The sequence below is a fragment of the Rathayibacter sp. SW19 genome (genome assembly GCF_030866825.1).
GTDB lineage: Bacteria > Actinomycetota > Actinomycetes > Actinomycetales > Microbacteriaceae > Rathayibacter_A > Rathayibacter_A soli.
The window spans coordinates 4,139,265-4,164,611 of sequence record NZ_CP133020.1 but is presented as its reverse complement, the minus strand read 5'-3'; the positions used below and the strand labels follow the sequence as shown (position 1 = coordinate 4,164,611).

Below are 25,347 nucleotides of genomic sequence, written 5' to 3'. Positions count from 1 at the left end.
TCCCGCCGGGCTACCCGATCGCGGCGCTCAGCCCCTCGGCCAGGGGCGTGGTGGGGCGGCCGATCAACCCTCGCAGTTCTCCGTTCGTCTCGCCGAGCAGGCCGTCGCGGATGTTGCCGTCCAGGGCGACGACGAAGCCGGCAGTCCCAGCATCCAGACCCGCGTCGGTGAGGATGCGAAGGTGCTCGTCTGAGCTCACCGGCGTGTACACGACGGAGCGGTCGATGATGCTGGAGATCGCGTCCGCGAGGTCATCGAAGCTCCACGCGACGTCTCCGGTGACTTCGTAGACGCGCCCGACGTGACCGTCTTCGATCAGCACGACCGCGGCAGCGTCCGCATAGTCGGCGCGGCTCGCGCTGGCGACCCTGCCGTCGCCGACGCTGGCCAGTACGGTGCCGGTCGTGCGCGCCTGCTCCAGCACGCTGACGTAGTTCTCGGTATACCAGCCGTTGCGCAGAATCGTGAACGGCAACCCGGATGCCGTGATCGCCGCCTCGGTCGCCTTGTGCTCGGGCGCCACCGCCAGCGCCGTGTCGTCCGCGTGTGGCGCACTGGTGTAGACGATGCGGCCGACACCGGCGGCGACAGCAGCATCGATGACATTCAGGTGCTGCTGCAGGCGGTGGCCGACCTCGCTGGCCGAAATCAGCAGCAGGGTGTCTGCACCGGCGAAAGCACGCTCGAGTGTTGCCGGATCGTCGTAGTCGATCGGTGCGACGGTGACGCCGCGCTCGGCGAAGTCCGCGATCTTCTGCACATTGCGGCCTGCGGCGACAATCTGCTCAGGCTCGACTCCGCGAGCCAGCAGCGATTCGATGACGAGTCGACCGAGGTGGCCTGTTGCGCCGGTGACGACAATGCTCATGGGATTCCTTTCGTTGGCTATCGGCCCAACCATGCGGTCTGCCGGTTTCTTCCCGGTTTGCGCAACCCGGTTCCGGCAACCCGGCTCAGGCAACCCGGCTCAGGCAATCCGGCATCGGCAACCCGGCATAGGCAACCCGGCATAGGCATCAGGGTCTACGCATCCCGCCGATCGTCGTCGTCGCCGTCGCGAGCCTGCAAGTTCTCCAGCCGCGCGTTGTACGCGACCAGTTCGGCGTCACCGTCGCGATCGGCTTGCCGGTCGAGTCGTTTGGCGGTGCGCTCGTCGGACTTCGCCCACATCGTTGCGACTCCAAGCGCCACCAACACCATCGGTATCTCGCTGGCGCCCCAGGCGATCCCGCCGCCGGTGTGCTGATCAGCGAGCAATGCCGCTGTGTTCGTCTGTCCGAGCGCGTGGTACCAGTCGGCGGCGAGCACGCCGTCGCTCATCATGAGGGCGACTCCGAAGAACGCGTGGAACGCCAGCGTTGCAAGCAGAACCATGAACAGGATCGGGTACGGTGGGCGTTTCGGGCCGGGGTCGATGCCGATGAACACCCAGAAGAACAGGTAGCCCGACAGCAGGAAGTGCACATACATCAGCACGTGCCATTCGTGAGTGGAAAGCGACGCGTAGAACGCAGGCGAATAGTAGAACACGATCAGGCTGCCTGCGAAGATCACGCCGGCGACGACGGGTTGCGCGAGAAAGCCCAGAAAGCGCGAGTGAGTGAACAGCAGTAACCATTCGCGGATGCCGCGACTTCCGTCGTGCCTGCTCGGTAGCGCCCGCAGGGCAAGCAACACCGGGCCCCCCAGAACGAGCAGCGGGGGAATGAACATCATCAACGCCATGTGCTCGACCATGTGACTACTGAAGTGGACCAGCCCGTAGACGGCGGGGCCGCCGCTCGTCGCCCATACCAGCACCGCGCAACCGGCTACCCAGCAGATCGACCGATAGATCGGCCAATGATCGCCGCGTCGGCGCAGCACTCGCGCCGCCCACAGGTAGCAACCCGCGAGGACGATTGCGAGCCCGAGCCACATCCATTCCCAGTGCCACACGGTGAACATCCGGAGCATCGTCACCGGCGGCGGATACGGAAACCCGAGAAGACCCGCGCGTGCCGCATCGCCGGTCAACGGAGCCTGCGACACCGGTGGCGGGCTCTTCGCGAGTCCGACGGCGATGCCGATTGCGAGGGTCATGAACACGACTTCGCTCACGGCAAGTCGAACGAACAGTCTCCGGTTCATCGGGTCTGCCTTCAGTGCAGGGATCACCCGCTTGCGCTGCAGCGCCCCAGCGAAGCCGAGAATCACCAGGATGCTCGCCTTGGCCACAATCAGAAGTCCGTACGGCGCAAGCAGGTCCGCGAACGTGTTCAAGCGCAGCGCCGCATTGACGACGCCGGAGAAGCCGACGGCCACGAACGCCCAACCTGCCAGCGTCGAATAGCGAGCGACGGCAACGCCGAATCCGCGTTTCACCGTCGTGCGCAGCAGAAGAAGTCCGGCGAGGCCGCCGACCCACACGGTGACCCCGACCAGGTGCACGGCCAGGCTGTCGACGGCGTTCGCATGTTCGAACGAACCGGCGGCATGCCCGGAAAGTGCGAGCGGAAGCAACGCGAAGAGCGCGAATCCGGCCGCAACTCCCACGGAGGTGAGTCTGTTCGCGAACAGGGCGATCACGGTCGCCACCAGCACGCACCCAGCAGAGACCACCAGCGACTGCCCGAGCTCGATCTGGAAAAGGAAAGTTGTGAATGCTGACGGGAACAGCGGATCACTGATCGCAACGCCGGAGACCTGGATGCCAGTCAGCACGATCACCACGCACGCCGCAACGAACCAGACGGCGCCGGCCCAGGCTGCCCAGCGCACCGCACGCCACTGCGAACGGCCGACTTCGCCTGGCACCTTGGTCTGCCCGGGCAGCACGAACGCGGCCAAAACGAGGAGTCCGACCGTTCCTGCTGCGGCCGTGTCGTGAATGGCTCGCACGATCGGCAGACCCTTGTCGACGATCGGCCCAGGGTCGAGCAATGCCGTGCCTGTTGAGAAGCCGCCGCCGAAGGTCATCGCCGCCAGCGATGCCGCCACAGCGAGCGGCACGCAGAGCACGAGGACGATGCTGGGGATGCTGACGCGCGGCAACCGGATCTCGGATTCTGGTTCAGGCTCCGGTCGGCCCCGCGTTGTGGATTGTGTTGTCGTCATGTCAGTCGTCGCCTGCTGAGTCGTCGCTCATGTCAGTCGTCGTCGGGCTCCGGGCCGGAGCCCTTGCCCGCGGCGTCTGGAGTGCGTGGCCGCCGTCGTGCAGTCACCAGAACCACGATCACGCCGATCACCGCGAGAACGATGATCACGACGGCGATTGCGATGATGATGCCGAGCGATGATGAGTTGGCGGTTGGAGTGGTTGTCGAATTCGGCGCGTTCGCGGCAGCGGTCGGATCAGCAGTGTTCGCGCCGGCCGCTGCCGAGCCGGCCGGGGTGGGCTCGGACCCTGCCCTGCCGCACGCAGGCCGTTCCTGTGACCCGGCGGCGGCCGTGGTTCCCGCGGGCGGCTGATAGCTGAAGCCGAACGAATTCGACACGGTATGGCCGTCCGCAGACACGACCTGCCAGGTGACGACGTATTTGCCCTCAGCACCAAGTGCCACGGGCGCTGACACGACTCGGCCGTCGATGGTCGGGCAGCCCGTTTCGAAGTGCGTGTTCGCTCCATCCGGACCGGTGACTTGCAGCAGCGCAGATGAGCCGTTGCCCGACAGGTCGAGCACGATGTCATCGAACGTGAGGGAAACGGTCTTCAGTGGCGTGGTCTGCACCGAGTCTGCTTTCGGGGTGCTGTCGACGAGGTAATCGTGCGCGCTGGCACCGGCTGCTGGGGCCAGCGCCAGCGCGCATGCGACGAACGCAGCGGCGACACTCGCGAAGATCCGCGTTCGTCTCGTGCTGTGTGTTGCGTGCGTGCGTGTTGTGCGCGAGTGCATTGCGCGCGAGCGTGTCGGCATCCGCATGGCTAGGCGTCCCTGCCCGTGTCGTTGTGTTCACCGGTGGCCGCCTTGGCCGCGCGGCCCTGCCTTGCGAGTGCGAACACGGCGACCACGAGCGCGATTGCGCCGAGCGCCAGCCCGCCTAGCCCGACCCAGACGCCTGCGGATTGCAGGTCACTGGAACCCGACGATCCGGATGCGGCATCCGTCGGATCTGCGGTGGGTGTTGTGGCGACCGTGGCCACGGTGGCCGCGCCCGACGCGCTCGGCAGTGCGTCGTTGATGTACAGCGTGGGCGCCGGATGCTGCGGCTCGGTACCCGAAGCGGGCGTCGGCTGGTTCCAGTCGACGACCGATCCATCGGAATACGTTTGGTGTGTCGGCAGCATGACGCTGCCTGTGTCGGGCACCGGCCCTGCCGACACGGAGAACTGCTGGAATTGGCCTGGGGCGATCACCGAGGCGGCGTCGGCCGTCCAGACCACCTTGCTGACCGCCTCGGTGATCGTTGCTGTCGCCGTCTTGACGGGTGTCGCGAGCTTTTCGGTCGTGACAACGGTTTGCCACCCTGCGATCGGCTGGTACGAAACCGTTGAGAACGGAGTTGTGGTTGGGAAGTCGACTTCAAGCTTCACCGTGCTCGCCGTCGCTGACTCGGTCGGCACGCGGAACGTGAGAACCGCGTACGAACCCGCCGTCGCCTGGTCCGGCGTTACGCGCACGTGGGCGCTCGCCGCCAGCGGAGCGGCCAGAGCCAGCGCCGAAGCGACGCCGAGCGTTGCCACCGTTCGAATGATCGTGATTTTCTTCATGGAGGGATGTCTTTTCTCGGGCGCAGGGCGCGCCCTTTGGGAGTGCAAGAGTAAGTGGCCCGCGGGCGTCGCGGGAATGAGCAGTGCAACTGACCGGCTGTCAGAATTGCGCGCAGCGCTGTTCGTGGCGGTGCAGCTCGTGGGCAGCACGATCGAGAGCACTGCAGATCGTCAGGCGCAGACTGGCGCGAGCATGGGCGGGCCGCGGTGGCGCATCCGCCCGATCATCAGGAGCGTGCGTGGCACGATGACCGGTTGTGAGTTGATGAGGGCAGTAGGAGGCGCATCCGGTCCGGTCGGCGCGTCGGCGAGCGTGCCCGCGACACCGACGATACGCACCGCAGCGGTCGCCAGCAGCCCCCAGAACGCGGCCTCTCCGTAGCGGAACGCCAGGATTGTGACGAGGGCGGCGCAAGCGTGCCCGACCCACATGCCGACGCTGTCCGGCATCATCGACACGTGAGCGGATGCTGCGGCACCGGTTGCGATCAGGTGGCCCCCGGCATGCAGATGGCCACCAGCCTCGCCGGCCGCGAACCGCGCCGGGCCGGGGGAGCTGAGGCTGAACAGCGCGTGGAACACGAACTGACTCAGCACGACCGAGATGCTCAGTCGCAACACAGAGAGCTTCTTGCCTGCGAGTGCAACGCACGCGGGCACGCAGAACGCGAGTGACAGTGCGACGGCGAGTGCGCCGGGAGTTCCGCCGCCGGCGAGAACATGGAACAGTGCGGACACGAACACTGCGGCGAGTGCCGCCAGCGTTCCGCGGGCAACGCGTGCCCAGCGTGTCCCCATGATGCTCCCGTCGAACTCGGCCTGCACTGTTTTGGCCTGCACTGTTTTGGCCTGCACTGTTTTGGCCTGCACTGATTTAGCCTGCACTGATTTAGCCCGCACTGTCCAGCCTACGGCAGCGCGATCCCGCCGCTTGCGCGGTTTTCCACAACCCGGTCATTGTCCACTGAGCCGCGCTCGTCTCCGCAGGCTGTCGGCCCAGCCGGATACCATGGCCGGGTGAGCTGGAACGCCGAGATCCCCGGGTATGTCCCCGACGACATCCCGTGGGATCCGGACGAGTTGGTTCCGCCCCCGGATGAATACGGCACTGATGAGTACCGCACTGATGAGTACGAACCCGAGCCCCCCGGTGGTCGAGTAGGGAGCGCCAGCGACCGTATCGAGACCCTCGGTGGTCGAGTAGGGAGCGCTAGCGACCGTATCGAGACCCCCACCGAAACCCTTATCCGCTCCCCGTTCAATCCGCCATCGGCCGCTCCTCACGCCGGCGCCGATCCGCTCACCGTGCTGCACTCCGTGTTCGGTTATGACGCCTTTCGCGGCGACCAGGCCGCCGTGATCGACCGCGTGATCGGCGGCGGCGACGCCGTGGTGCTGATGCCCACCGGCGGTGGCAAAAGCCTGTGCTACCAGCTCCCCTCCCTTATCCGCGACGGCACTGGCATCGTCGTTTCACCGCTGATCGCGCTCATGCAAGACCAGGTCGACGCGCTGAAGGCCGTCGGCGTGCGCGCAGCCTTTCTCAACTCGACCCAGGATGCCGCTGAACGCTCGCGCGTTGAACGTGCCTATCTCACCGGGCAACTCGACCTGCTCTATGTTGCCCCGGAAAGGCTGTCGTCCGAGGCGACGAAGCAGTTCCTTGCTCGTGGTCGGATCGCCCTCTTCGCCATCGACGAAGCCCACTGCGTGTCGCAGTGGGGGCACGACTTCCGCCCGGACTATCTGGCGTTGTCCGAATTGGCCGAGCGCTGGCCCGATGTGCCACGGATCGCGCTGACAGCCACCGCGACCCGCGCCACGCACACCGAGATCACCCAGCGGCTGAAGCTCGAGCACGCCGAGCACTTCGTCGCGAGCTTCGACCGGCCGAACATCCAGTACCGCATCGTCGCGAAGAGCGAGGTGCGCAAGCAACTCGTGAACTTCATCCGCGGTGAGCATCAGGGTGACGCCGGTATCGTCTACGGTCTCAGCCGCAACACAGTCGAAAAGACGGCTGAGCTCCTCCGAGACAACGGCATCGACGCGATGCCGTACCACGCCGGTCTGGATGCAGCCACCCGCGCCCGCACGCAGGCCCGCTTTCTGCGCGAAGACGGTGTTGTCATCGTCGCGACGATCGCGTTCGGCATGGGCATCGACAAACCAGACGTGCGTTTTGTCGCGCACATCGACCTGCCGAAATCCGTCGAGGGCTATTACCAGGAGACCGGTCGCGCCGGCCGTGATGGTGAGCCGTCCACTGCCTGGCTGGCATACGGGCTGCAAGACGTTGTGCAGCTGCGACGCATGATTGATGAGTCGCCCGGCGACCTCGCCCACCGCAGAAGAATGTCCGCGCATCTCGACGCGATGCTCGCGCTGTGCGAGACCGTGCAGTGCCGCCGTGTGAACCTGCTTTCCTACTTCGGCCAGGCCTCCCAGCCGTGCGGCAACTGCGACACCTGCCTGGCACCCCCGGAAAGCTGGGACGGCACCGTGCCGGCCCAGAAGTTGCTCTCCACGGTTGTGCGGTTGAAGCGCGAGCGGCATCAGCAATTCGGTGCTGGGCAGCTCATCGACATCCTGCGCGGCAAGCGCACCCCGCGCGTGGAACAGCACCGGCACGATCAGCTCGCGACCTGGGGGATCGGGCAGGAGCTTAGCGATCAGGCGTGGCGCGGCGTCGTGAGGCAACTGCTCGCGCAGGGGCTCTTGAAGGTCAACGACGACGGCTACGGCACGCTCGCGATCACGCCAGCCAGCGCCAAGGTGCTGTCTGGATCACATGTGGTGCAGTTGCGGCGCGAAGTCGAGCGGCCCGCTCGCTCGCGCGCGGCATCCGGGTCGAAAGGCGCCCTGGCGGAGCTTCCGGAATCGGCCCTAGCGCTATTCGAGGCGCTGCGCGCGTGGCGCGGCGAACGGGCGCGCGCACAGGGAGTTCCCGCCTATATCGTGTTCGGTGATGCAACGTTGCGCGGCGTGGCACTGACCCGACCGGCTACGCTCGCGGAACTCGACGGCATCAGCGGCATCGGAGCGAAGAAGCTCGAAACCTATGGGCAGCAGTTGCTCGACGTGGTGGCATCCGACTCATCGTTGGTCGAGTAGGCCGCTCGCGGCCGTATCGAGACCACCGGCAGTCGCCTACCGCTGCGGGTACACCGTCTCTCCGCGCTCCAACATCGCCACATACTCGGCGATTTTGCGGGCACGGGTTTCCGCACGCTTCACGTTTCCGATCCGGAACAGGATGGCGAACCGATTCTGACTCGTCAGAGTCGCAAAGAACGCGGATGCCGCGGGGCTGGCCGCCAGCGCTGCGGCCAGATCGTCCGGCACCTCCGCCGTGCTGTGCGACGCGTAAGCGGCGTCCCACCGGCCATCTGCCCGGGCTCGCTCGATTTCACGTAGTCCTGCCGGCTGCATACGACCTGATTCGATCAGCCGCGTCGCTTTTTCGCGATTGATCTTCGACCAGATGCTGCGCGCTCGCCGCGGTGTGAACAGCTGCACATAGTGATCGTCGTTCAACCGGCCGACCTGCCCGTCGATCCAGCCATAGCACAGTGCGACCTCCACAGCCTCGGAGTAACTGACGCTTGGCCGCGTCCCGCCCTTCTTCGCGATTGCCAACCGGATGCCGTCGCTTGAGGCGTGCTGATCGTGGAGCCAACGCTCCCACGCATCGGCGTTCTCGCAGAACACGATCTCGCGTTCGGTCACCGGAATCACCTGCCCTCGTCAAGCAATCTAATCAATGTGCGTAGATTGCGCGTCGTCGTCAACGCCTTGAAGCGGGCGCGCGACGAGGCTTTTCCGACGACGCTGTCGACCGTATGCCCTCGCTCGACGGTCCAATAGAGCACGCCGTCGCCGTCCGCGATGCTCTCCAGTGCCGGGTCAAGGTCAAGGTCGAGCAACACGGAGCGGGGACCGTTGTCGATCGGTTCCTCGTCGATCACGAAAATGACATACGGATGCCAGCCCTCGCGCTGTGCATCGAACGGGAATGCATCGACGACCCGTTGGAGCTCGTCGAGCGTCAGCACGTGCACCCACGCTTCGTAGCCGAAGCGCTCGCGCAGCGCTGCTTCGATCAGCGGCCGCAGTTCCGCAGCGGGCGCATCCGCCTGAAAAACCACATTGCCGCTAGCCAGCACTGTCTTCACGGCGCCGAAACCGCGTTCGCGGAACAGCGCCGCAAGGTCGGCCATCTTGATGTTGATTCCACCGACATTGACTCCGCGCAACAGAGCAACATATCTCTTCATCGACACCAATGCCTCCTGGTAAAGCATGCCGTGTGCCTGCGCCGCTTGCCAATATTAGTGTGGTGCGCCGCTAAGCTCGGCAGCGTGAGCCCAGACTCGGCGCCGACGCCAGCGAAGAAGCCGCGCATTCCACGCCGCTTTGCGCTTGGCGGCGGTATGGCGCTGGTCGCCGTTCTGGTGTACCTCGTAGTGATCGGGCTCTATGCGTCCAGCGGCCGGTTTGCCCCGCTCGGCACGCTCGACGAGCCCCCGCCGGCCGGCGGCGTCACGGTGTTGCTGAGTCCGGATGCGGTGAATGCGGCGGGAGGACGTCTTCATGTGAACATGCAGGTCGTGCCGTCGAAACAACTGATTGCGGATGACGGTTTGACGTTCGCGCGAACGATTACGGTCGTCATCGCACCCACAGCCGGTGAGCAGTCGATCACCTTCGCACAGGGGTCGGTGCCGTCCGTTGTGCCTCTGGACATCATCGTTGACGGCTCGGTCGAAAACTGGCCACTCGACCAGTACCGCGTGCCGCAACTCGTCGTGTTCGCCTATAGCGGTAGTGGAACCTCGAAGGTTGCCATGCCGGCGGATGTGCGAAGTCTGTCCGGTTACATTCCGGGCTGGAATCTGAAGTGGAAGATCAACCCTGCCGCTAAAACGCCGACTGATTCCACGGTCGCGGCTGCGCAATCTGAACTCCCCACCATAGATCTGCGGATCATCCGTTCCAGCAGCACGATCGCATTCGGGATCGTCTTACTCATCCTGATGGTGGTGATGGCTTCCCTGGTGTTGTTCGTCTCCATTTCCGTGTTCCGAGGTAAACGCAAGGTCGAGCCGTCGTTCATGAGCTGGACGGCAGCGATGCTGTTCGCAACAATCCCGTTGCGCACCTTCCTGCCCGGCTCACCGCCGATCGGCTCGTGGATCGACTACCTGGTCGTTCTGTGGGTGGTCATCGGCCTCATCTCTGGGATGGTGATCTATGTCAGCGCGTGGTGGCGCTGGGGTGCGCGCGCCGATCGAGTCGGTCCCTCCGTTCCGTGAGCCCGTTTCCGTTCCCTGAGCCCGTTTCCGTTCCCTGAGCCCGTTTCCGTTCCCTGAGCCCGTTTCCGTTCCCTGAGCTTGCCGAAGGGTCCCACGACGAACCCGTCGGCGCTGTGACTTTCCACAGGCCGTTCGCGCGGCATCCGCAGTGAATTTGTCACTTGCGCACGCACGACTTCGCAACCCGGCGCATCCGGCATAGCGTGGAGGTGACGTGACCGAATCGTAAAGCGCCGCACAGGCGATACGAACGCGAACCACAAACACGAAGAAGGACCGACGATGGTTGACATTGCCTCCCGCACGAAAGCACGAAGCGCCCGCACGGATGAAATCTCGCTTGCGACGGGTCCGATCGACATGGATGCGCCGCCGGTCACGGTCGACATCGCCTCGCTCGGCCGCCAACTCCTCGGCAGCTGGCCGGATGCCCGCATCGCGGCGCGAAAGCTGTCCGCTCGTTCCGATATGCAACGCATCGAAGGGCAGACCTACCAGGAGCATCGAGCACGCGTGTTCGGCCAACTGAGCCTGCTCGTTGAAAATGGCCAGGTGCATCGCGCCTTCCCGATGGCGCTCGGCGGCAAGGACGACCACGGCGGTAACATCGCCGGCTTCGAGGAGCTCGTCACAGCCGACCCGTCGCTTCAGATCAAGGCAGGCGTGCAGTGGGGTCTGTTCGGTGCGGCTGTGCTGCACCTCGGCACCGAGCGTCATCACGAGAAGTATCTGCCCGACATCATGAGCCTGAAGGTCCCCGGCGCGTTCGCGATGACGGAGATCGGTCATGGCTCGGATGTCGCCTCCATTGCGACCACGGCGACCTACGATCCCGCAGCTCAAGAATTCGAGATCCATACGCCGTTCGCGGGCGCGTGGAAAGAGTTCCTCGGCAATGCCGCCGTCGACGGCAAGGCGTGCGTCGTGTTCGCCCAATTGATCACACAGGGCGTCAACCACGGTGTGCACGCGTTTTATGTTCCGATCAGGGACGACAGCGGCCAGTTCCTCCCCGGAATCAGCGGAAAGGACGACGGTCTCAAGGGTGGCCTGAACGGCATCGACAACGGTCGGCTCTGTTTCAACCACGTGCGCATCCCCCGCGTCGACCTGTTGAACCGATACGGCGACGTCGCCGACGACGGCACCTACACGAGCCCGATCGCCAGCTCTGGCCGGCGGTTCTTCACCATGCTCGGAACTCTCGTGCAGGGCCGCGTCTCCCTTGACGGTGCCGCGACGATCGCCTCGGAGATGGGCCTGGCGATCGCGATCACCTACGGAAGCCAGCGCCGCCAGTTCAACGCGGCCAGCGACACGGAAGAGGAAGTCATCCTCGACTACCAGCGGCACCAGCGGCGGTTGATCCCTCGGTTGGCGACGACGTATGCGCAGATCTTCGCGCACGACAAGTTGCTGCTGAAGTTCGAGGAGGTGTTCAGCGGCAAGGCGGACACCGACGACGATCGTCAAGACCTCGAAACGCTGGCCGCTGCGCTCAAGCCGCTCTCGACCTGGCACGCACTCGACACGCTGCAAGAGGCACGCGAAGCGTGTGGCGGAGCGGGCTTCATGGCCGAAAACCGCCTTGTGGGGTTACGTGCCGATCTGGACGTCTACGCCACTTTTGAGGGCGACAACAACGTGTTGCTGCAGCTGGTCGCCAAGCGTTTGCTCACCGACTATTCTCGCAAGTTCGCCAAGGCGGATGCCGGTGCCCTCGCCCGCTACGTCGTCACGCATGCGGCCGATCGCGCCTACAACGGCTCGGGTCTGCGCAGTATTGCCCAGACTGTCGCCGACTTCGGCTCGACCGCGCGTTCAGTCGGGCAATTGCGCGACACGAACACGCAGCGAGAGTTGCTGACGGATCGCGTCGAGACGATGATCTCCGAAGTGGCGATGCGCCTGCGTCATGCGAACAAGTTGTCGAAGCCGGAGGCCGCTGCACTGTTCAACTCGCAGCAGAACGAACTCATCGAGGCGGCGCGCGCACACGGCGAGTTGTTGCAGTGGGAGGCGTTCACCGAGGCGCTCGAGCGTGTGACGGACCACGGCACCAAGCAGGTGCTGACCTGGTTGCACGACCTGTTCGGGCTGACGGTGATTGAGAAGCATCTCTCCTGGTACCTGATCCACGGGCGGCTCTCGCCGCAGCGCGGGCAGGCGGTCAGCGCATATATCGACCGTTTGGTCGCCCGGCTTCGCCCGCACGCAGTAGACCTTGTGGATGCCTTCGGTTACAGTCCCGAGCATCTGCGCTCGACCATCGCAACGGGCATCGAGCGCGAGCGCCAAGACGAAGCCCGTGACTACTACCGGTCGCTGCGCCTGTCGGGCGCCGCACCGATCGACGAGAAGTCGCTCAAGCCGAAGAAGCACTGACTCGGCGAGGCGTTACTCTGACAGCAACGAAAGGGGCTGCCATGGCCATCACCGATTTCGAGCGCTACCCGCTGACGTTCGGGCCGAGCCCGATCCACCATCTGCCACGGCTGACCGCGCACCTGGGCGGTGCTGATCTCTGGGCCAAACGCGAAGACGTGAACAGCGGCCTCGCATTCGGTGGCAATAAGACGCGCAAGCTCGAATATCTCATTCCGGATGCTCTCGCCCAGGGCGCGGACACCCTCGTCTCGATCGGTGGTTACCAATCCAATCACACCCGCCAGGTGGCGGCAGTTGCTGCGAAACTCGGGCTCAAGGCGCGCCTCGTGCAGGAGAACTGGGTGGACTGGCCGGACCCGCTCAGCGACCGGGTCGGCAACATCCAACTTTCGCGGATCATGGGCGCGAAGGTCACGCTGGACAGCGCCGGGTTCGATATCGGCATCCGCAGCAGTTGGCAGCAGGCGATCGATGAGGTGATCGCGGATGGCGGCACGCCGTATCCGATTCCGGCGGGCGCATCCGATCATCCGTTGGGCGGTCTGGGGTTCGCCAACTGGGCGTACGAAGTCGAGCAGCAGGAGCGGGAGCTCGGCGTCTTCTTCGACACGATCATCGTCTGCGTCGTCACCGGCTCGACCCACGCCGGGATGGTCGCGGGCTTCGCCGGGCAAGACCGCCCTCGGCGGGTCATCGCGATCGACGCGTCCGCGACGCTGGGGAAGACGCGTGCACAGGTCGAGAAGATCGCCCGGAACACGGCCGAGCTGATCGGGCTCGGCAGGGAGCTCCGCGACGACGAGATCACGATTCTGGGGGATTGGGCCGGCGACTTCTACGGCATCCCGGTCGAGTCGACGCTGGAGGCGATCAGGCTCGGCGGCTCGCTCGAAGGCATGATCACCGACCCCGTCTACGAGGGAAAGTCATTGGCCGGTTTGATCGATCTCGTGAAGTCCCGTGACATCCCAGCGACGAGCACCGTACTTTACGCGCATCTCGGCGGGCAACTCGCGCTCAACGCCTACAGCGGGCTGTTCCGCTCCTGACACGCATCCCCGTCCCATACCCTCCGTGAGGTGCGGACTTTTGTCGGATATCCCCAACCGATAGCGGCAGAAGTCCGCACCTCAACTGGGGCTGGGGGCTGGGGGGGACGCGGGAGGGCGCAGTTCAGATCAAGCCGAGCGCCTGCACGGCTTCGCGCTCCTCGATGAGCTCGGCGACGGAAGCGTTGATTCGTTCTTGCGAGAACGTATCAATGTCGAGCCCCGGCACGATCTGCCAGCCGCCGTCGATTCCGCGCAGCGGGAACGACGAGACGAGGCCCTCGGGCACACCGTACGACCCGTCAGACACAACGCCCGCTGAGGTCCACCGCTCACCTGTCCCGTTCACCCAGTCGAAGACGTGGTCGATCGCGGCACTGGCGGCGGATGCCGCGCTCGATGAACCGCGCACCTGGATGATCTCGGCCCCGCGTTTCGCGACCCGCGGGATGAACTCGTCGGCCAGCCATGCTTCCCCGACCAGTTCGGTGACCGGGCGTCCGTCGACCAGGGCATGGGAGACATCCGGATACTGGCTGGCCGAATGGTTGCCCCAGATGGCGACGCGTTCGAGTTCGCCGACGTGCACGCCCAACTTCGTTGCCAGTTGCGCAATCGCCCGATTGTGGTCGAGCCGCGTCATCGCGGTGAAACGGTCGGCAGGAACATCCGGTGCGTGAGCGCTCGCGATGAGCGCATTGGTGTTGGCAGGGTTGCCGACGACGAGCACCCGCACATCGGATGCCGCCCCCTCGTTGATCGCGACGCCCTGCGGACCGAAGATCGCGCCGTTTGCCTCGAGCAGATCCGCCCGCTCCATGCCAGGTCCGCGCGGGCGGGCGCCGACCAGAAGCGCAACGTTGGCGCCGTCGAAGGCGCGGGTCGCGTCATCCGTCACGTCGATCGAGTGCAGGAGTGGAAAAGCACCGTCCTCGAGCTCCAGCGCCGTGCCGTTCGCTGAGGCGATGCCCTGTGGGATCTCCAGCAGCTTGAGGGCCACCGGGGTGTTCGGGCCGAGCAACTGCCCGGAGGCAATGCGGAACAGCAGCGCGTAACCGATCTGGCCGCCGGCGCCGGTTACTGTGACGGTGACGGGCGCGGTGGTGGTGGGTGCGGTGGTGGTGGGCGCCTTGGTGGTGGGCGCAGTTGTGGCAGGCGCTATCGGCGCGGTGATGTCGTTCGAGGAGGGCACCTGATCAGCCTATGTCGACTGGTGCCGGTGCGGCGCCGACAAGACCCCCGGCCGGACTACGCCGAGCCCGGCCGGGGTCTTGGCAACGGTGCCGGGACCTCCGAGGGGAGGCGGCCGTCACCAACGGATCAATCAGTGGGGGGCGCTTCCTGATCCGCAGAGGCAATGTATTTGAGAAGCTTGAATGAAAGGTAAGTAGTTGCTGGTGCTCAGCTGATTGTATGGTGACGATTAGATCACAGCACACCCTCCTCGGCCGCTTCTGCGGCCGTGTCACCGGTCGGGCGTGGATGGCGCGGCTGGCTGCGCGGGTCCCGTAGCAGCGCCGTCAGAATGAGTGCGATAAGCGGAAGGGCGACCAAGACGCCGAGTGCGAGCTGGAGGCCGAGGGTGTCGGCGAGCAGGCCGAGTACCGGGGTGAATAACCCACCGATCGAGACGGCGAGCCCGACGGTCACCCCGCTGGCCGTTCCGATGCGGTGCGGCAGGTAATCCTGTCCCAGGATCACGAACACGGCGAACGGGATGAAGATGGTCACGCCCGTGATGGCAACAAACGCCATTGCCACTGGCCACGTCGGCGACAGCACGATTCCGGCCATCGCTGGGATCGTCAGCGCGAAGCCGATCCGGATGCTCAGCAGCCGTCCGAAGCGGTCGGCCAACCAACCGCCGATCAGCGTTCCACCCGCTCCCGCGATCAAAAACAGGGTGAGAGCGGCTCCGCCCTCGACCAGTGTCGCATCCAGGTTATGGATGAAGTACACCGCCAGGAACGAGGTCAGCCCGAAGAACACGATCGAGCGCACCACGACGATCGAGGTCAGGCGCAGAAAGGCCGGCCAGTTGTCATCGCCGATCACGGCGGCCGGTCGACGTTTGTCCGTGGTGCGTCCGTCCAGCACGGTGTGCAGTCTGCTGATCAAGATCGAAGCCATCACCAGTGCGGGTAAAACGAGGAGTACGGTGCCGCCGAGCCCCGTGGCCAGAAGCAGCGGTGTTGCGACGAGAGAACCCAGCGCGAATCCGACGTTGCCGCCGAGCGCGAAGACGCTCATCGCTCGATTGCTGTTTCCGGATGCCTGTCGTGCGGCTCTCGCAGCCTCCGGATGGAACGCGGCGATGCCGAGACCGGACAGCGCAATGAGAAGCCAGGTGACGAGATAGGTCGGAGACAACCCAACCAACCCGACGCCGATGGCGGCAGTGAGCATTCCTGCCGGGATCATCCAGCGTCGTGGCGCGCGATCGCCTAACCAACCGAAGGCCGGCTGAGCGACCGATGACAGAACGGTCGCGGCCAGGGTCAGTCCGGCGATCGCGGCGTAACTGTACCCGCGCTCTGCAACGAGAAACGGCAATAGGGCAGGAACGACACCCTGGTAGATGTCGTCTGCCACATGGGCGGACGCCATCAGGGCGACGCCCCTGCGATTGACAGGCACCGCGTTCATGCGCGACGGCGTGGCGCGTAGCGAAGAAGCGGCTGCTTGTGCCACCGCTGCCGCGCCATCTTCTAAGTTCGCCCCGCCTTCGTTTTGCAGTCTATTCCCGTGGCAGTCGAAAAAGGGCCCCTCACCGGTGTGAGAGGCCCCGAGTATCGGGCTATCAGCGTCCCTTGCGCGGCTTGATGAAGGCGGTCTCGGCCTTCTCCCGCTTTTGCGCGCGCTTGTCTTTCAACGACAGCTGCGCGGCCTTTTTCGTTTTTTCTCCTCGAGGCGATTTTCCAGCCATTTCCACTCCGCTTCCCTTTGTCAGATGGCGTGCTTCCGACGACCATAGCCCACTTGCCCGAGGAAAGCATCTTTTGTCTGATCAGGAAAAAAACTTCGGAGTCGAGCGTGACTAGAAAGCACGCTTCACGAGAAATCGTGCGTGACTAGAAAATGTCTCTGATGAGAAGATGCCTGTGACTAGAAGATATCGGGGCTGGGCGCGCTTGCGTGCCGGATCACGACATCCGCGTGCCTGTCGAACCGGTAGCCGACACCGCGGACGGTGCGCACGATGTCTTCGTAACGGCCGAGCTTGGCGCGCAGCCGGCGAACATGCACGTCGATGGTGCGCTCGTTCGGGATCTCCTCTTCGTCAGAAGACGACCACAGGGAGGAAATGATCTCGGCACGGTCGATCGTGCGGCCCTCGCGCAGCACTAAATACTGCAGCAGCTCGAATTCTTTGTACGTCAGAGCCACCGTCTGGTTGTCGAGTACGAGGCGTTTGCGCGAGATGTCGACGACGACGCCGTTGAGTGCGCGGTCCTCATCCTCATCCTCGTCAACGTGGCGGTGCCGGGCAACGGCCGCAGGGTCCTGCAGCGCGAGTCGGACGACGTCGACGTCGCGGCCGCCAGCGCCTTGCGGCGCGAGGGCCACCGCGGCATACGTTTCTGAACCGGGGGCAAGTTCCGTGGTCAGGCGCTTGAGCGCCTCGACAATGCGGCCGAGGTCGGTACCGGCTGCAGCGGCCTTGGCTTCGTCGATTCCGACGTAGAGCACGAATCCACGCGCTTCGGTTCCGCTGGGGACTGCGCGAATACGCGCGGGGGCGGGTGCAACGGGCGCAGCTGGCGTGGACTGTTCGGGCGCGTGCACGGGTCGAACGGGTGTTGCGCGCTTCTGCACAGGCAAGGGGGTTATCCGGTTCGGCTGCCGAACCGGGTGCACCGGGCGCGGGTTGGCTGCGTGGCGGAGCGCGGGATGAGTGGCACTGCGCACGACGGGGGCGCTGGAGGTGCTGCTGACAGCAGCGCTGCCGATGGAGGTGCTGTCAATGGTGCTGTCGATGGTGCTGATCGGGTCGATGGTTGCGAGAGACATCTGAAAAGTCCTTTGGTGATGATGCGGGTCGTGCTGGGTGAATGCCGAATCGGGCTGCGGCGAGAGTGCGGCAATCGATGTGATGCGGATTCGCCCATTGCTCTGGAACCGACAGTGCGCGGATTCGAGAGCGTGTTGAGACCGGAACGCTATCCGGTGCGGATGCCGAGACCAGGCATCCGTGGAACCGTGCGTGTTGCGCGAAATCAGATTCGCTGCATCGCGAGGGTTCGGCGGGAGGTCGTCAGATTAGCGACACATTCGACAACACATGACGCGCTCGCAGCCGGGCATCATCATGCCGGCATCCCCAGGGGCCTCAAAGGAGGTCAAGGAGCGCGATTTGTCAGTCATGTTTCTCAGTAAAGCGCCTTGCGTCGCCGGATGTCAAATTGTTGCGCAGTGTTGCACCAATTGGGCACGGTGCGTCCAGGCCGCGCGGGCGATCAGTGCCACTCAGACGGTGCCGTAGAGGCGGTCGCCGGCGTCGCCCAGACCGGGCACGATGTAGCCGCGCTCGTTGAGGCGTTCGTCCACGGCGCCGAGTACGAGCGTGACATCCCGGCCCTCCGAGAGCTTCTCAACGGCCGCAATGCCTTCCGGTGCCGCGAGAATGCAAATCGCCGTCACATCCACGGCACCGCGTTTGAACAAGAACTCGATCGCGGCACCGAGAGACCCGCCGGTGGCGAGCATCGGGTCGAGCACGAAGCACTGGCGATCGGAGAGATCGTCGGGCAGGCGCTCGGCGTACGTGGTCGGCTGGAGAGTTTCCTCGTCGCGCACCATGCCCAGGAATCCGACCTCCGCGCTCGGCACCAACTTGACCATGCCCTCGAGCATGCCGAGACCGGCGCGCAGGATCGGCACGACCAGCGGCTTCGGATCACTCAGGGTGACGCCCGTCGTGTGCGCCACTGGGGTCTCGATTTCAACGGAAGTAATTCGAACGCTTCGGGTCGCCTCATACGCCAGCAGAGTGACGAGTTCCTCCGTCAGCGCCCGAAAGGTCGCAGATGCGGTGTCGCGGTTGCGCAGAACCGTCAATTTGTGGGTGATCAGTGGGTGGTCCGCAACGTGCACTCGCATAGGCTCAATCTAGTCGATCCGGCCCGCCGTCATGAGCCGGCTGCCTGCTTGTCGAGAAGGAGAATCCTGTGGCTCCCCGAGTGGCGATCGAGCACCACGAATGGATGCTGCGCGCTCTCGCCGACGCGCGCCTCGCGGTCGCCACTGGCGACGTTCCGGTCGCTGCCCTGATTCTGGATCCGACAGGGCGCGTGATCGGCACAGGACGCAACGAGCGGGAGAAGCTACAGGATCCGACGGCGCATGCCGAGATCGTCGCGTTGCGCGCCGCTGCGCACGCTCTCGGAGACTGGCAACTGAACGGTACGACGCTTATCGTCACCCTGGAGCCGTGCGTGATGTGCGCAGGCGCGATCCTCGCAGCGCGCGTGCCACGGGTGGTGTTCGGCGCGTGGGACGAGAAGGCCGGCGCGGCAGGAAGCGTGTACGACGTGCTCCGCGATCGCCGGCTGAACCACCGGGTCGAGGTCATCGCCGGTGTCGAAGCGGATGCCTGCGCCGCAGTCCTCGAGGAATTCTTCGCCGGACGTCGCCCCTAGGTTCCCTGCCCTTTGAGACGGTCTCCCTTCGGCTCCGCTCAGGGACCGGAGGGTCAGTCGATACTCTTGATGACGATCGCGTCTGTCGGCGGGTTCGTGTCGTTCGGGTCGACGTAGACGTCCGGCTCGATGTAGATCACTCGGGCTGCCGGTACCGCCTGCCGGATACGCGCCTCGATCTCGTTCGTTTCGACTGCGATCGTGCGCAGTCGATGATTGGCCGCCATGCCCAGCTTGGCGGCGACCATGAGTTCATCCGGTCCGAGATACAGGGTCTTCATGTGGATGATGCGCGGCGCATGCTCACCGGAAGTGATCGCATCCCGGATTGCGGCGACATCCGCATCGCTTGCGCCCTCGCCGACGAGCAGGCTCTTCGTTTCGATTCCGAGGATGATCGCGACCGCCACCAGCAGGAGACCGATCAGGATGGTTCCGACAGCATCCCAGATGCCGTTGTGCGTGATGATCGTCAGGCCGACGCCGAAGAGCGCGAACGTCAGACCGACCAGAGCCGCGACATCTTCGAGCAGGACGACCGGCAATTCGGGCGCCTTCGCGTTGCGGATGAAGCCGACCCACGTGCTGTTGCCTTTGTGCGGCTTGGACTCGTGGATGGCGGTGCGCAGTGAGAAACTCTCCATGCCGATCGCGATCACCAGCACGAGCAGCGGTAGCCACCACACCTCGAGCGGGTGCGGATTCTGAAGTTTTTGGATGCCTTCATACAGCGAGAAGACGCCGCCGACCGAGAACAGGATGATCGACACAACGAACGCGTACACGTAGCGTTCGCGTCCATAACCGAACGGATGCTCGCTGTCTGCGGCCTTCTTGGCCTTTCGGCCCCCGAGCAGGAGCAGCAACTGATTGCCGGAATCCGCTAGTGAGTGCACGCTTTCGGCGAGCATCGACGACGACCCCGAGAACGCCCACGCGATCAGTTTGGTCACGGCGATGCCGAGGTTGGCTGCGAACGCGGCGATGATCGCCCTGTTGCCTCCCGATGCGCTCATGCCCCAATCCTATTGACGCGCCGATCGGTTGCGACCATACGTGTGTCGCCTCTCGGCGGGTCGGTTGCGTTGCAGGGGATGAAAGGATGCGCGTGTCGTTGTTGACCGAGTGGTCGGGGCCGATTCTGGCGCATCACTGCGGGGTCATGTGCGCATGAGTGGGGTTTGTGATTGGCGTGGTGTTCGGGCGAGTTGTGCGAGCCAGTTCGGGGGGTGGATGGTGGGTGTGCCGTGGTGCATTGTCACGGTCCAGATTCCTGTGTCGAGCATTCTGTGGTGCCACCAGCAGGCGAGCACGCCGTTGTCGACGTGGGTTGGCCCGCCGCGGTGATCGGGCACGACGTGGTGTGCTTCTGAGGCTGTGGCGGGGATGGGGCAGCCGGGCACGATGCACGTCAATCCGTCTCGCGCGGCCATGGCTCGGCGTTGTGCTTTCGTGAAGTACCTGGACTTGCTGCCCAGCTTGATGATGCGCCCGCCGGGGCCGAGGATCACCGATTGCACGCCACCGTCACAGACGAATTGACGAACGACCGATGCCGGGATCGGGTCTTCGATGCCCGAAATCTTGCCCGTGCCGTAAGGTGCGTCGCGGTCGAGTGCGCTGGGGTCGAGCGTGTCGGGGTCGAGTGCGCTGGGGTCGAGTGTGTCGGGGTTGAGTGTGTCGGCTTTCGCGGTGATCAGTACGGTTGGTGGGGTGCTGAACTCTTGCGAGGCGCCGAAAGATTTGACCATCGCGGCGAACAAGTCGGCTTTCTGCTGTCCGGCCGTGCGCGGATCGGCCGCAATGCCTCGCTCCTCGTTCTCTTCCTTCTCGAGGAATTTCGGTGCGGTCCGCGGGGTGACGACCGCTTCCAGCACTGCGAGGGTGATTGCGGCGATCTCTGGTGTGACGGCTCCGCCGAACGGGTGGACACCGTTCTTTGCCGTGCGAGACATCCAGAAGTCCCGACGTTGCAGGGCCTCTTCGGCCGACGGCTCGACTCCGTCGGGATCCAGAGCGTCCCGCCAGGCTCGCGCCTGGATCCGGATCAGGTCCGCCGGCAGCGGGATACCGGCCATGCCGGCCATGCCGGCCACCCCAGTTTCGGACGGGATCGCCGTCTCGGACGCCACCGCCTCCCCGTCTTCTTGCATGAATTGCTGACCTGTCGCGGCAGCGACCAGGAGTCGCTCGGCGACCAGCAGATCATCGATCGCGGCTCGGGGTGAAGCCGTCGACAACTCGCGTGTGATGGCCTCCGCCGTGTCCAACCCGATACGACCCGCCGTGAACGCGGCCCCAACGGTCGAGAAGAGAGCGGGCAGGGCCGCGCCGGTCGCTGATGTGCGCGGCAACGCGGTGGCGCCCAGTCTCAACCGTCGGCGGATGGTCCCGGATGCTGCGGCGGTGACGCGTTCGAGCAATTCGACACTGTTGCGACACCCGCGGGTCGCTGCCAAACCGTTCGAACCGAATGCGGGGTCGCTGCGTTTGTCGACCTCCGTGGCCGTGGCCACCCGGAGCGCGTCGATGACCCGCCCCGCTTCTTCCGCCCGCGCCGTGATGAGGAGTAGATCATCCGCGCTCATCGCCCACAGCGCGGAAGAATCGATGGTCGACGCGGCGTCGATCATGTTCTCCAGTGCGGCGGTCGGGTTGTCCATACCCGTAAGTCAACCAGGCACCACCGACATTGAGCAGGGCATGAATGCGCAGATCAGAAGCAACTTCCCGAGTGTGTGTCATCCGGACCAGTGTGCGTTATTCGGCGCGTCTGCGTCGTGCTCGCCGGGGTCTCGATACGCTCGCTAGCGCTGACTACTCGACCACCGGCCCCCCGTTGGTCGAGTAGCGCACGAGCGCAGCGAGTACGCGTATCGAGACCCGCGTTCACCACTCGACCGGTGCCCGTCGACCACCAGTCAGTCGACCGCTGCCACCTCCAGCAACCACACCTGCTCCGGATACGATGCCGGCGCCTGCAAACCCGCGGAGGCCAACGCGCGGCCCGACAGCACCGTTCCCTCGGGCGCATCCGCCGTACCGAACCAGGCCGGCACGGGATAGCCGTGCGGTCGGCCGCCGTTCGAGGCCCAGCCGATCGTCAGCGGGCGCACGCGGTAGCGGCGATCCGGGTCTAGCTCTCGCAGGGTGAACCGGCCGAGCGGCAGCACGACAGGCAGCGCGAGGTACGCCAGCGAAAACAGTGCGTGCGAGCGATCATGCGACACCACGCCGCTGATCCACAGTGCCGGGTCGCTCTCGTCCATCCGCACGAGATCCCCGGAGTGCAACAGCGATCGCTGCGTCTTGTACAACGCGATCCACTCGCCGAGCTGGGCGAATTCGGCATCAGTGGCGCGGGTCAGATCCCACTCGATTCCGAAATGGCCGAACAGCGCGGTGCCCGCGCGGAAGCTCAGGTCGTGAACCCGCCCGGTGGTGTGCGAACGACCGGATGCGACGTGCGAGCCGAGCAGTTCGGCCGGCAGCAATTGCGCGGTCCAGCGGTTCATCTGCTGCCGTTCGAGCGGGTCGATGCAGTCGCTCACCCACACCCGGTCGGTGCGTTCGAGCACGCCGAGATCGACCCTCGCGCCGCCCGACGAGCACGATTCGATCTCCAGTGCGGGGAAGCGGCGCTTCAGCTCGTCCATCAGCCGATAGGTGGCAAGGGTCTGCGCGTGCACGCCCGGCTCGCCGCCCGGGGTCGTGCCCGCATCCACGAGGTCGCGATTGTGGTCCCACTTGATGTACGGGATGTCGTATTCGGCAAGGATCGCCGTCATCCGCTCGAGAACGTAGGCGAACGCATCCGGAATGCCGAGATTGAGCACCTGCTGGTGACGCGACGGCACCGGGATTCGGCCGCCGGTCTGCATCACCCAGTCCGGATGCGCGCGCGCCAGATCCGAGTCGAGGTTCACCATCTCCGGTTCGAACCACAGCCCGAACTGCATGCCGAGTGAGCGAACGTGATCGACCAGCGGGCTGAGGCCATTCGGCCACACCGTCTCGTCGACGTACCAGTCGCCGAGGCCGGCATGATCGTTGCGGCGGTGGCGGAACCATCCGTCATCGAGCACGAAGCGCTCGACTCCGAGCTGTGCCGCGCGGTCGGCCAGCGCGGTCAGTCGTGTGAGGTTGTGATCGAAGTAGACCGCCTCCCAGACGTTGAGGGTCACCGGACGAGGCGAATGCGGATGCTGCGGCCTCGCCCGCAAATAGCGGTGAAACCGTCGCGCCTGCTCGTCGAGCCCTACGCCGTATGAGCCGTACAACCACGGGCCGGTGTAGCTTTCGCCCGCGCCAAGACGCACCTCGCCGGGCAAGAGCAGCTCGCTACCGCCCAGCACCTGGTGGCCGGTGCTCAGCCGCTCCGCGTAGTGCCGGTGGTTGCCGCTGAAGCCGACGTGGAGCCCCCAGACTTCGCCGGCCGCAAAGCCGAAACCGGGGGTTCCGACGGTGAGTACGGTTGCGGCATCCGCCCCGGTGCGCCCGTGGCGACCCTCGCGCAGGTGCGTGCCGACCGTGAGTTCGCGGCGCTGCGGCGCGCGTTCCTTGCTCCACCTGCCGGCGAAATCGAGGATGTCCCGCGCTCGCGGTGGGAGCGGCAGCGCGAGGGAGAGTTCATCCAGTTGATAGTCGTCGCCGTCATTCCTGAGTGTGGCGCGCGTGCGGAGCAGCCCGGAGGGGGCAAGTTCGATTTCGAGCAGCAGGTGCAATTGCGCGACCGGGTCGACCGCCTCGATGCTGATCCGGGCGCCGCCGTCGACGCTGATCAACGTGGAACCCGGGGCGCCGTCGTTGTGGATGCCGGCTGGCCCCGTGGCGTCCTGTTCCGTCGCGCCAGTCACGGTCGTGGAGTCCCCTGCGCTCGCGCCCTGGGCCGAGCTCGCGCCCTGGGCCTGGATCGCGAGCTTTGAGGTGCGGAACCAGGGTGACCACGCACCGCCTGCTCGGCTGCCGGACAGGCCCGGCCGGCCGGCCCAACCGGTACGTTGCTCGGGCAGCAGCGCCAGCCGGATCGGTTCGTCGACGACGTTGTTCACCTGCGGAGGCACATTGCCCAGCGTGAGGGCGAGTGCGTCCAGGGCGGTCAATTGCCCGAGGTCGGCACTCCAGTGGGTGATCGCGGGCAGGAGCCCGCCACGCAGATCGACGAGCACGCTGACTCCCGCAGCCCGCAGATGCACGATCGTATCCGGCGATTCGACGGTGAACACGGATGGGTTCGACGCAGACGGGTCAAGCGTAGGCATTGTCACTCCAGGATCTCGATGCTGTCTGCACAAACGTATTGCATGCGCATCGGGCGGGCATCTTCTGGGGTGTGTGGAGCAGGCGACCTCGGTGAATAGGCTGATCGCATGAGTGTTGAGGCTACAACGAACCTGCCGGCTATTGCGATCCTCGGGGCGGGATCGATGGGCAGGGCCATTTTGAGCGGCTTGCTGAAGCCGGGCGTCCTGGTCGAGGGCGGCATCCGTGTCACGAATCGAAGCGTGGAGAAAGCCGCTGAACTTGCGGACGTGCCGGGTGTGACCGCCTACGCGACCGACGAGGATGCGCAGACCAACCGGCGTGCCGTCGATGGGGCCGGTATCGTGCTCGTCGCTGTCAAGCCGGCGATGGTGCCCGACCTGCTCACCGAGATCGCGGATGCGCTCGCGCCTGGCGCGCTCGTGATCAGCGTTGCAGCAGGCGTGACGGTGGCGACGTTCGAGGCGGTGCTGCCGGCATCCGTCGCGGTGGTGCGCTCGATGCCGAATACGCCGGCGATCGTCGGGCGCGCCGTGACCGGCATCAGCGCGGGCACCCGGTCGGGCGCGGCCGAACTGGCGCTCGCACGCACCCTGTTCGAGACCGTCGGCGAAGTAGTCGAAGTACCGGAACGCCAACTGGATGCCCTCAGCACGATCTCCGGCTCCGGCCCTGCCTACGTCTTCTATCTGATTGAGCAGTTCACTGCCGCAGCGATCGACAAGGGCTTCAGCCCGCAGCAAGCGGCGCAGCTGGTCAATGGAACCTTCCTTGGAGCATCCGAGCTGCTCGCGCACTCCGAGCAGACGCCGCGCGAACTGCGCATCCAAGTGACAAGCCCGAAAGGCACGACCGAGCGTGCCGTGGCCGTACTTGAATCGGCCAACCTCAAAGCCCTATTCGACCGTGCGACTGATGCGGCGTTGGCCAGAGCGCGAGAACTCGCAGCCGGCACCTGACGTCGCGCCACTTCGCGCACGGTGCGCCACTTCAACTGGCGCAAG

The 25,347-nt window shown here is 65.2% G+C and carries 21 protein-coding genes; 6 read left to right on the top strand and 15 right to left on the bottom strand.

Features of this window, described 5'->3' with window-relative positions; all coding sequences use genetic code 11:
* Positions 1–10 precede the first annotated feature (10 nt).
* The 5 genes from QU604_RS19270 to QU604_RS19250 all read right to left on the bottom strand — a co-directional run bounded on the left by QU604_RS19270 (position 11) and on the right by QU604_RS19250 (position 5,560).
* Positions 11–868 (bottom strand): SDR family oxidoreductase, encoded by an 858-nt coding sequence (locus QU604_RS19270; protein WP_308466212.1) that lies wholly within the window; start codon positions 866–868, stop codon positions 11–13.
* Between the two features lie 155 nt (positions 869–1,023).
* Positions 1,024–3,096 carry a bifunctional copper resistance protein CopD/cytochrome c oxidase assembly protein gene (locus QU604_RS19265; protein ID WP_308466211.1) on the bottom strand — a complete coding sequence of 691 codons (2,073 nt, stop codon included), beginning with the start codon at positions 3,094–3,096 and terminating at the stop codon, positions 1,024–1,026.
* Between the two features lie 32 nt (positions 3,097–3,128).
* Complete coding sequence (locus tag QU604_RS19260) at positions 3,129–3,875, bottom strand: copper resistance CopC family protein (RefSeq protein ID WP_308466210.1); 747 nt, start codon at positions 3,873–3,875, stop codon at positions 3,129–3,131.
* A gap of 29 nt (positions 3,876–3,904) precedes the next feature.
* Positions 3,905–4,690 (bottom strand): YcnI family copper-binding membrane protein, encoded by a 786-nt coding sequence (locus tag QU604_RS19255; protein ID WP_308466209.1) that lies wholly within the window; start codon positions 4,688–4,690, stop codon positions 3,905–3,907.
* Positions 4,691–4,861: 171 nt separating this feature from the next.
* The gene (locus QU604_RS19250) at positions 4,862–5,560 is read right to left on the bottom strand and encodes a hypothetical protein (protein WP_308466208.1); all 699 of its coding nucleotides are present in this window, start codon (positions 5,558–5,560) and stop codon (positions 4,862–4,864) included.
* Positions 5,561–5,707: 147 nt separating this feature from the next.
* Here QU604_RS19250 and recQ point away from each other — a divergent pair, with 147 nt between their 5' ends.
* Positions 5,708–7,804, top strand: coding sequence for a DNA helicase RecQ (gene recQ, locus QU604_RS19245; RefSeq protein ID WP_409349981.1), 2,097 nt, complete (start codon positions 5,708–5,710; stop codon positions 7,802–7,804).
* Between the two features lie 36 nt (positions 7,805–7,840).
* On the opposite strand, the gene QU604_RS19240 is transcribed toward recQ, so the two are convergent.
* Complete coding sequence (locus QU604_RS19240; protein WP_308466207.1) at positions 7,841–8,419, bottom strand: YdeI/OmpD-associated family protein; 579 nt, start codon at positions 8,417–8,419, stop codon at positions 7,841–7,843.
* 5 nt (positions 8,420–8,424) lie between these two features.
* Positions 8,425–8,967 carry a DUF1697 domain-containing protein gene (locus QU604_RS19235; protein WP_308468981.1) on the bottom strand — a complete coding sequence of 181 codons (543 nt, stop codon included), beginning with the start codon at positions 8,965–8,967 and terminating at the stop codon, positions 8,425–8,427.
* Positions 8,968–9,051: 84 nt separating this feature from the next.
* Between QU604_RS19235 and QU604_RS19230 the strand changes: the two genes are divergently transcribed.
* The 3 genes from QU604_RS19230 to QU604_RS19220 all read left to right on the top strand — a co-directional run bounded on the left by QU604_RS19230 (position 9,052) and on the right by QU604_RS19220 (position 13,442).
* Positions 9,052–10,005 (top strand): DUF8686 domain-containing protein, encoded by a 954-nt coding sequence (locus tag QU604_RS19230; protein WP_308466206.1) that lies wholly within the window; start codon positions 9,052–9,054, stop codon positions 10,003–10,005.
* A gap of 282 nt (positions 10,006–10,287) precedes the next feature.
* Positions 10,288–12,390: an acyl-CoA dehydrogenase family protein gene (locus QU604_RS19225; protein WP_409349980.1), complete on the top strand. Its 2,103-nt coding sequence runs from the start codon at positions 10,288–10,290 to the stop codon at positions 12,388–12,390.
* A 41-nt stretch (positions 12,391–12,431) separates the two neighbouring features.
* A complete protein-coding gene (locus QU604_RS19220; protein ID WP_308466205.1) occupies positions 12,432–13,442 on the top strand; it encodes a 1-aminocyclopropane-1-carboxylate deaminase in 1,011 nt (336 codons plus the stop codon).
* Positions 13,443–13,566: 124 nt separating this feature from the next.
* Here the strand turns inward: QU604_RS19220 and QU604_RS19215 are convergent, their stop codons facing one another.
* The 5 genes from QU604_RS19215 to upp all read right to left on the bottom strand — a co-directional run bounded on the left by QU604_RS19215 (position 13,567) and on the right by upp (position 18,542).
* The gene (locus QU604_RS19215) at positions 13,567–14,634 is read right to left on the bottom strand and encodes a malate dehydrogenase (RefSeq protein WP_457852542.1); all 1,068 of its coding nucleotides are present in this window, start codon (positions 14,632–14,634) and stop codon (positions 13,567–13,569) included.
* Between the two features lie 236 nt (positions 14,635–14,870).
* Entirely contained in the window at positions 14,871–16,133 is a 1,263-nt protein-coding gene (locus QU604_RS19210) for an MFS transporter (protein ID WP_308466204.1), read from the bottom strand.
* Between the two features lie 109 nt (positions 16,134–16,242).
* Positions 16,243–16,368 (bottom strand): hypothetical protein, encoded by a 126-nt coding sequence (locus tag QU604_RS19205; protein WP_308466203.1) that lies wholly within the window; start codon positions 16,366–16,368, stop codon positions 16,243–16,245.
* A 179-nt stretch (positions 16,369–16,547) separates the two neighbouring features.
* Complete coding sequence (locus tag QU604_RS19200) at positions 16,548–17,453, bottom strand: winged helix-turn-helix domain-containing protein (RefSeq protein WP_308466202.1); 906 nt, start codon at positions 17,451–17,453, stop codon at positions 16,548–16,550.
* Positions 17,454–17,909: 456 nt separating this feature from the next.
* A complete protein-coding gene (gene upp / locus QU604_RS19195; protein ID WP_308466201.1) occupies positions 17,910–18,542 on the bottom strand; it encodes a uracil phosphoribosyltransferase in 633 nt (210 codons plus the stop codon).
* A 68-nt stretch (positions 18,543–18,610) separates the two neighbouring features.
* On the opposite strand from upp, the gene tadA reads away from it, so the two are divergent.
* The gene (gene tadA, locus QU604_RS19190) at positions 18,611–19,081 is read left to right on the top strand and encodes a tRNA adenosine(34) deaminase TadA (protein ID WP_308466200.1); all 471 of its coding nucleotides are present in this window, start codon (positions 18,611–18,613) and stop codon (positions 19,079–19,081) included.
* A gap of 53 nt (positions 19,082–19,134) precedes the next feature.
* On the opposite strand, the gene QU604_RS19185 is transcribed toward tadA, so the two are convergent.
* The 3 genes from QU604_RS19185 to QU604_RS19175 form a co-directional block, all read right to left on the bottom strand.
* Positions 19,135–20,097, bottom strand: a complete 963-nt coding sequence (locus tag QU604_RS19185) for a cation diffusion facilitator family transporter (protein ID WP_308466199.1) — start codon at positions 20,095–20,097, stop codon at positions 19,135–19,137.
* A gap of 144 nt (positions 20,098–20,241) precedes the next feature.
* Positions 20,242–21,744 carry an HNH endonuclease gene (locus QU604_RS19180; protein WP_308466198.1) on the bottom strand — a complete coding sequence of 501 codons (1,503 nt, stop codon included), beginning with the start codon at positions 21,742–21,744 and terminating at the stop codon, positions 20,242–20,244.
* Between the two features lie 258 nt (positions 21,745–22,002).
* A complete protein-coding gene (locus tag QU604_RS19175) occupies positions 22,003–24,342 on the bottom strand; it encodes an alpha-galactosidase (protein WP_308466197.1) in 2,340 nt (779 codons plus the stop codon).
* A 108-nt stretch (positions 24,343–24,450) separates the two neighbouring features.
* Here QU604_RS19175 and proC point away from each other — a divergent pair, with 108 nt between their 5' ends.
* Positions 24,451–25,302, top strand: coding sequence for a pyrroline-5-carboxylate reductase (gene proC, locus QU604_RS19170; protein WP_308466196.1), 852 nt, complete (start codon positions 24,451–24,453; stop codon positions 25,300–25,302).
* The last annotated feature ends 45 nt before the right edge of the window (positions 25,303–25,347 follow it).

What these genes read in the sequence shown, in the direction of transcription:
- QU604_RS19265 (WP_308466211.1), bottom strand. Translation starts at nt 3,096, where the DNA reads ATGACGACAACACAATCCACAACGCGGGGCCGACCGGAGCCTGAACCA.
- QU604_RS19180 (WP_308466198.1), bottom strand. Translation starts at nt 21,744, where the DNA reads ATGGACAACCCGACCGCCGCACTGGAGAACATGATCGACGCCGCGTCG.
- QU604_RS19175 (WP_308466197.1), bottom strand. Translation starts at nt 24,342, where the DNA reads ATGCCTACGCTTGACCCGTCTGCGTCGAACCCATCCGTGTTCACCGTC.
- QU604_RS19185 (WP_308466199.1), bottom strand. Translation starts at nt 20,097, where the DNA reads ATGAGCGCATCGGGAGGCAACAGGGCGATCATCGCCGCGTTCGCAGCC.
- upp (WP_308466201.1), bottom strand. Translation starts at nt 18,542, where the DNA reads ATGCGAGTGCACGTTGCGGACCACCCACTGATCACCCACAAATTGACG.
- QU604_RS19260 (WP_308466210.1), bottom strand. Translation starts at nt 3,875, where the DNA reads ATGCACTCGCGCACAACACGCACGCACGCAACACACAGCACGAGACGA.
- proC (WP_308466196.1), top strand. Translation starts at nt 24,451, where the DNA reads ATGAGTGTTGAGGCTACAACGAACCTGCCGGCTATTGCGATCCTCGGG.
- QU604_RS19255 (WP_308466209.1), bottom strand. Translation starts at nt 4,690, where the DNA reads ATGAAGAAAATCACGATCATTCGAACGGTGGCAACGCTCGGCGTCGCT.
- QU604_RS19270 (WP_308466212.1), bottom strand. Translation starts at nt 868, where the DNA reads ATGAGCATTGTCGTCACCGGCGCAACAGGCCACCTCGGTCGACTCGTC.
- QU604_RS19200 (WP_308466202.1), bottom strand. Translation starts at nt 17,453, where the DNA reads ATGTCTCTCGCAACCATCGACCCGATCAGCACCATCGACAGCACCATT.
- QU604_RS19235 (WP_308468981.1), bottom strand. Translation starts at nt 8,967, where the DNA reads ATGAAGAGATATGTTGCTCTGTTGCGCGGAGTCAATGTCGGTGGAATC.
- QU604_RS19220 (WP_308466205.1), top strand. Translation starts at nt 12,432, where the DNA reads ATGGCCATCACCGATTTCGAGCGCTACCCGCTGACGTTCGGGCCGAGC.
- QU604_RS19225 (WP_409349980.1), top strand. Translation starts at nt 10,288, where the DNA reads ATGGTTGACATTGCCTCCCGCACGAAAGCACGAAGCGCCCGCACGGAT.
- QU604_RS19205 (WP_308466203.1), bottom strand. Translation starts at nt 16,368, where the DNA reads ATGGCTGGAAAATCGCCTCGAGGAGAAAAAACGAAAAAGGCCGCGCAG.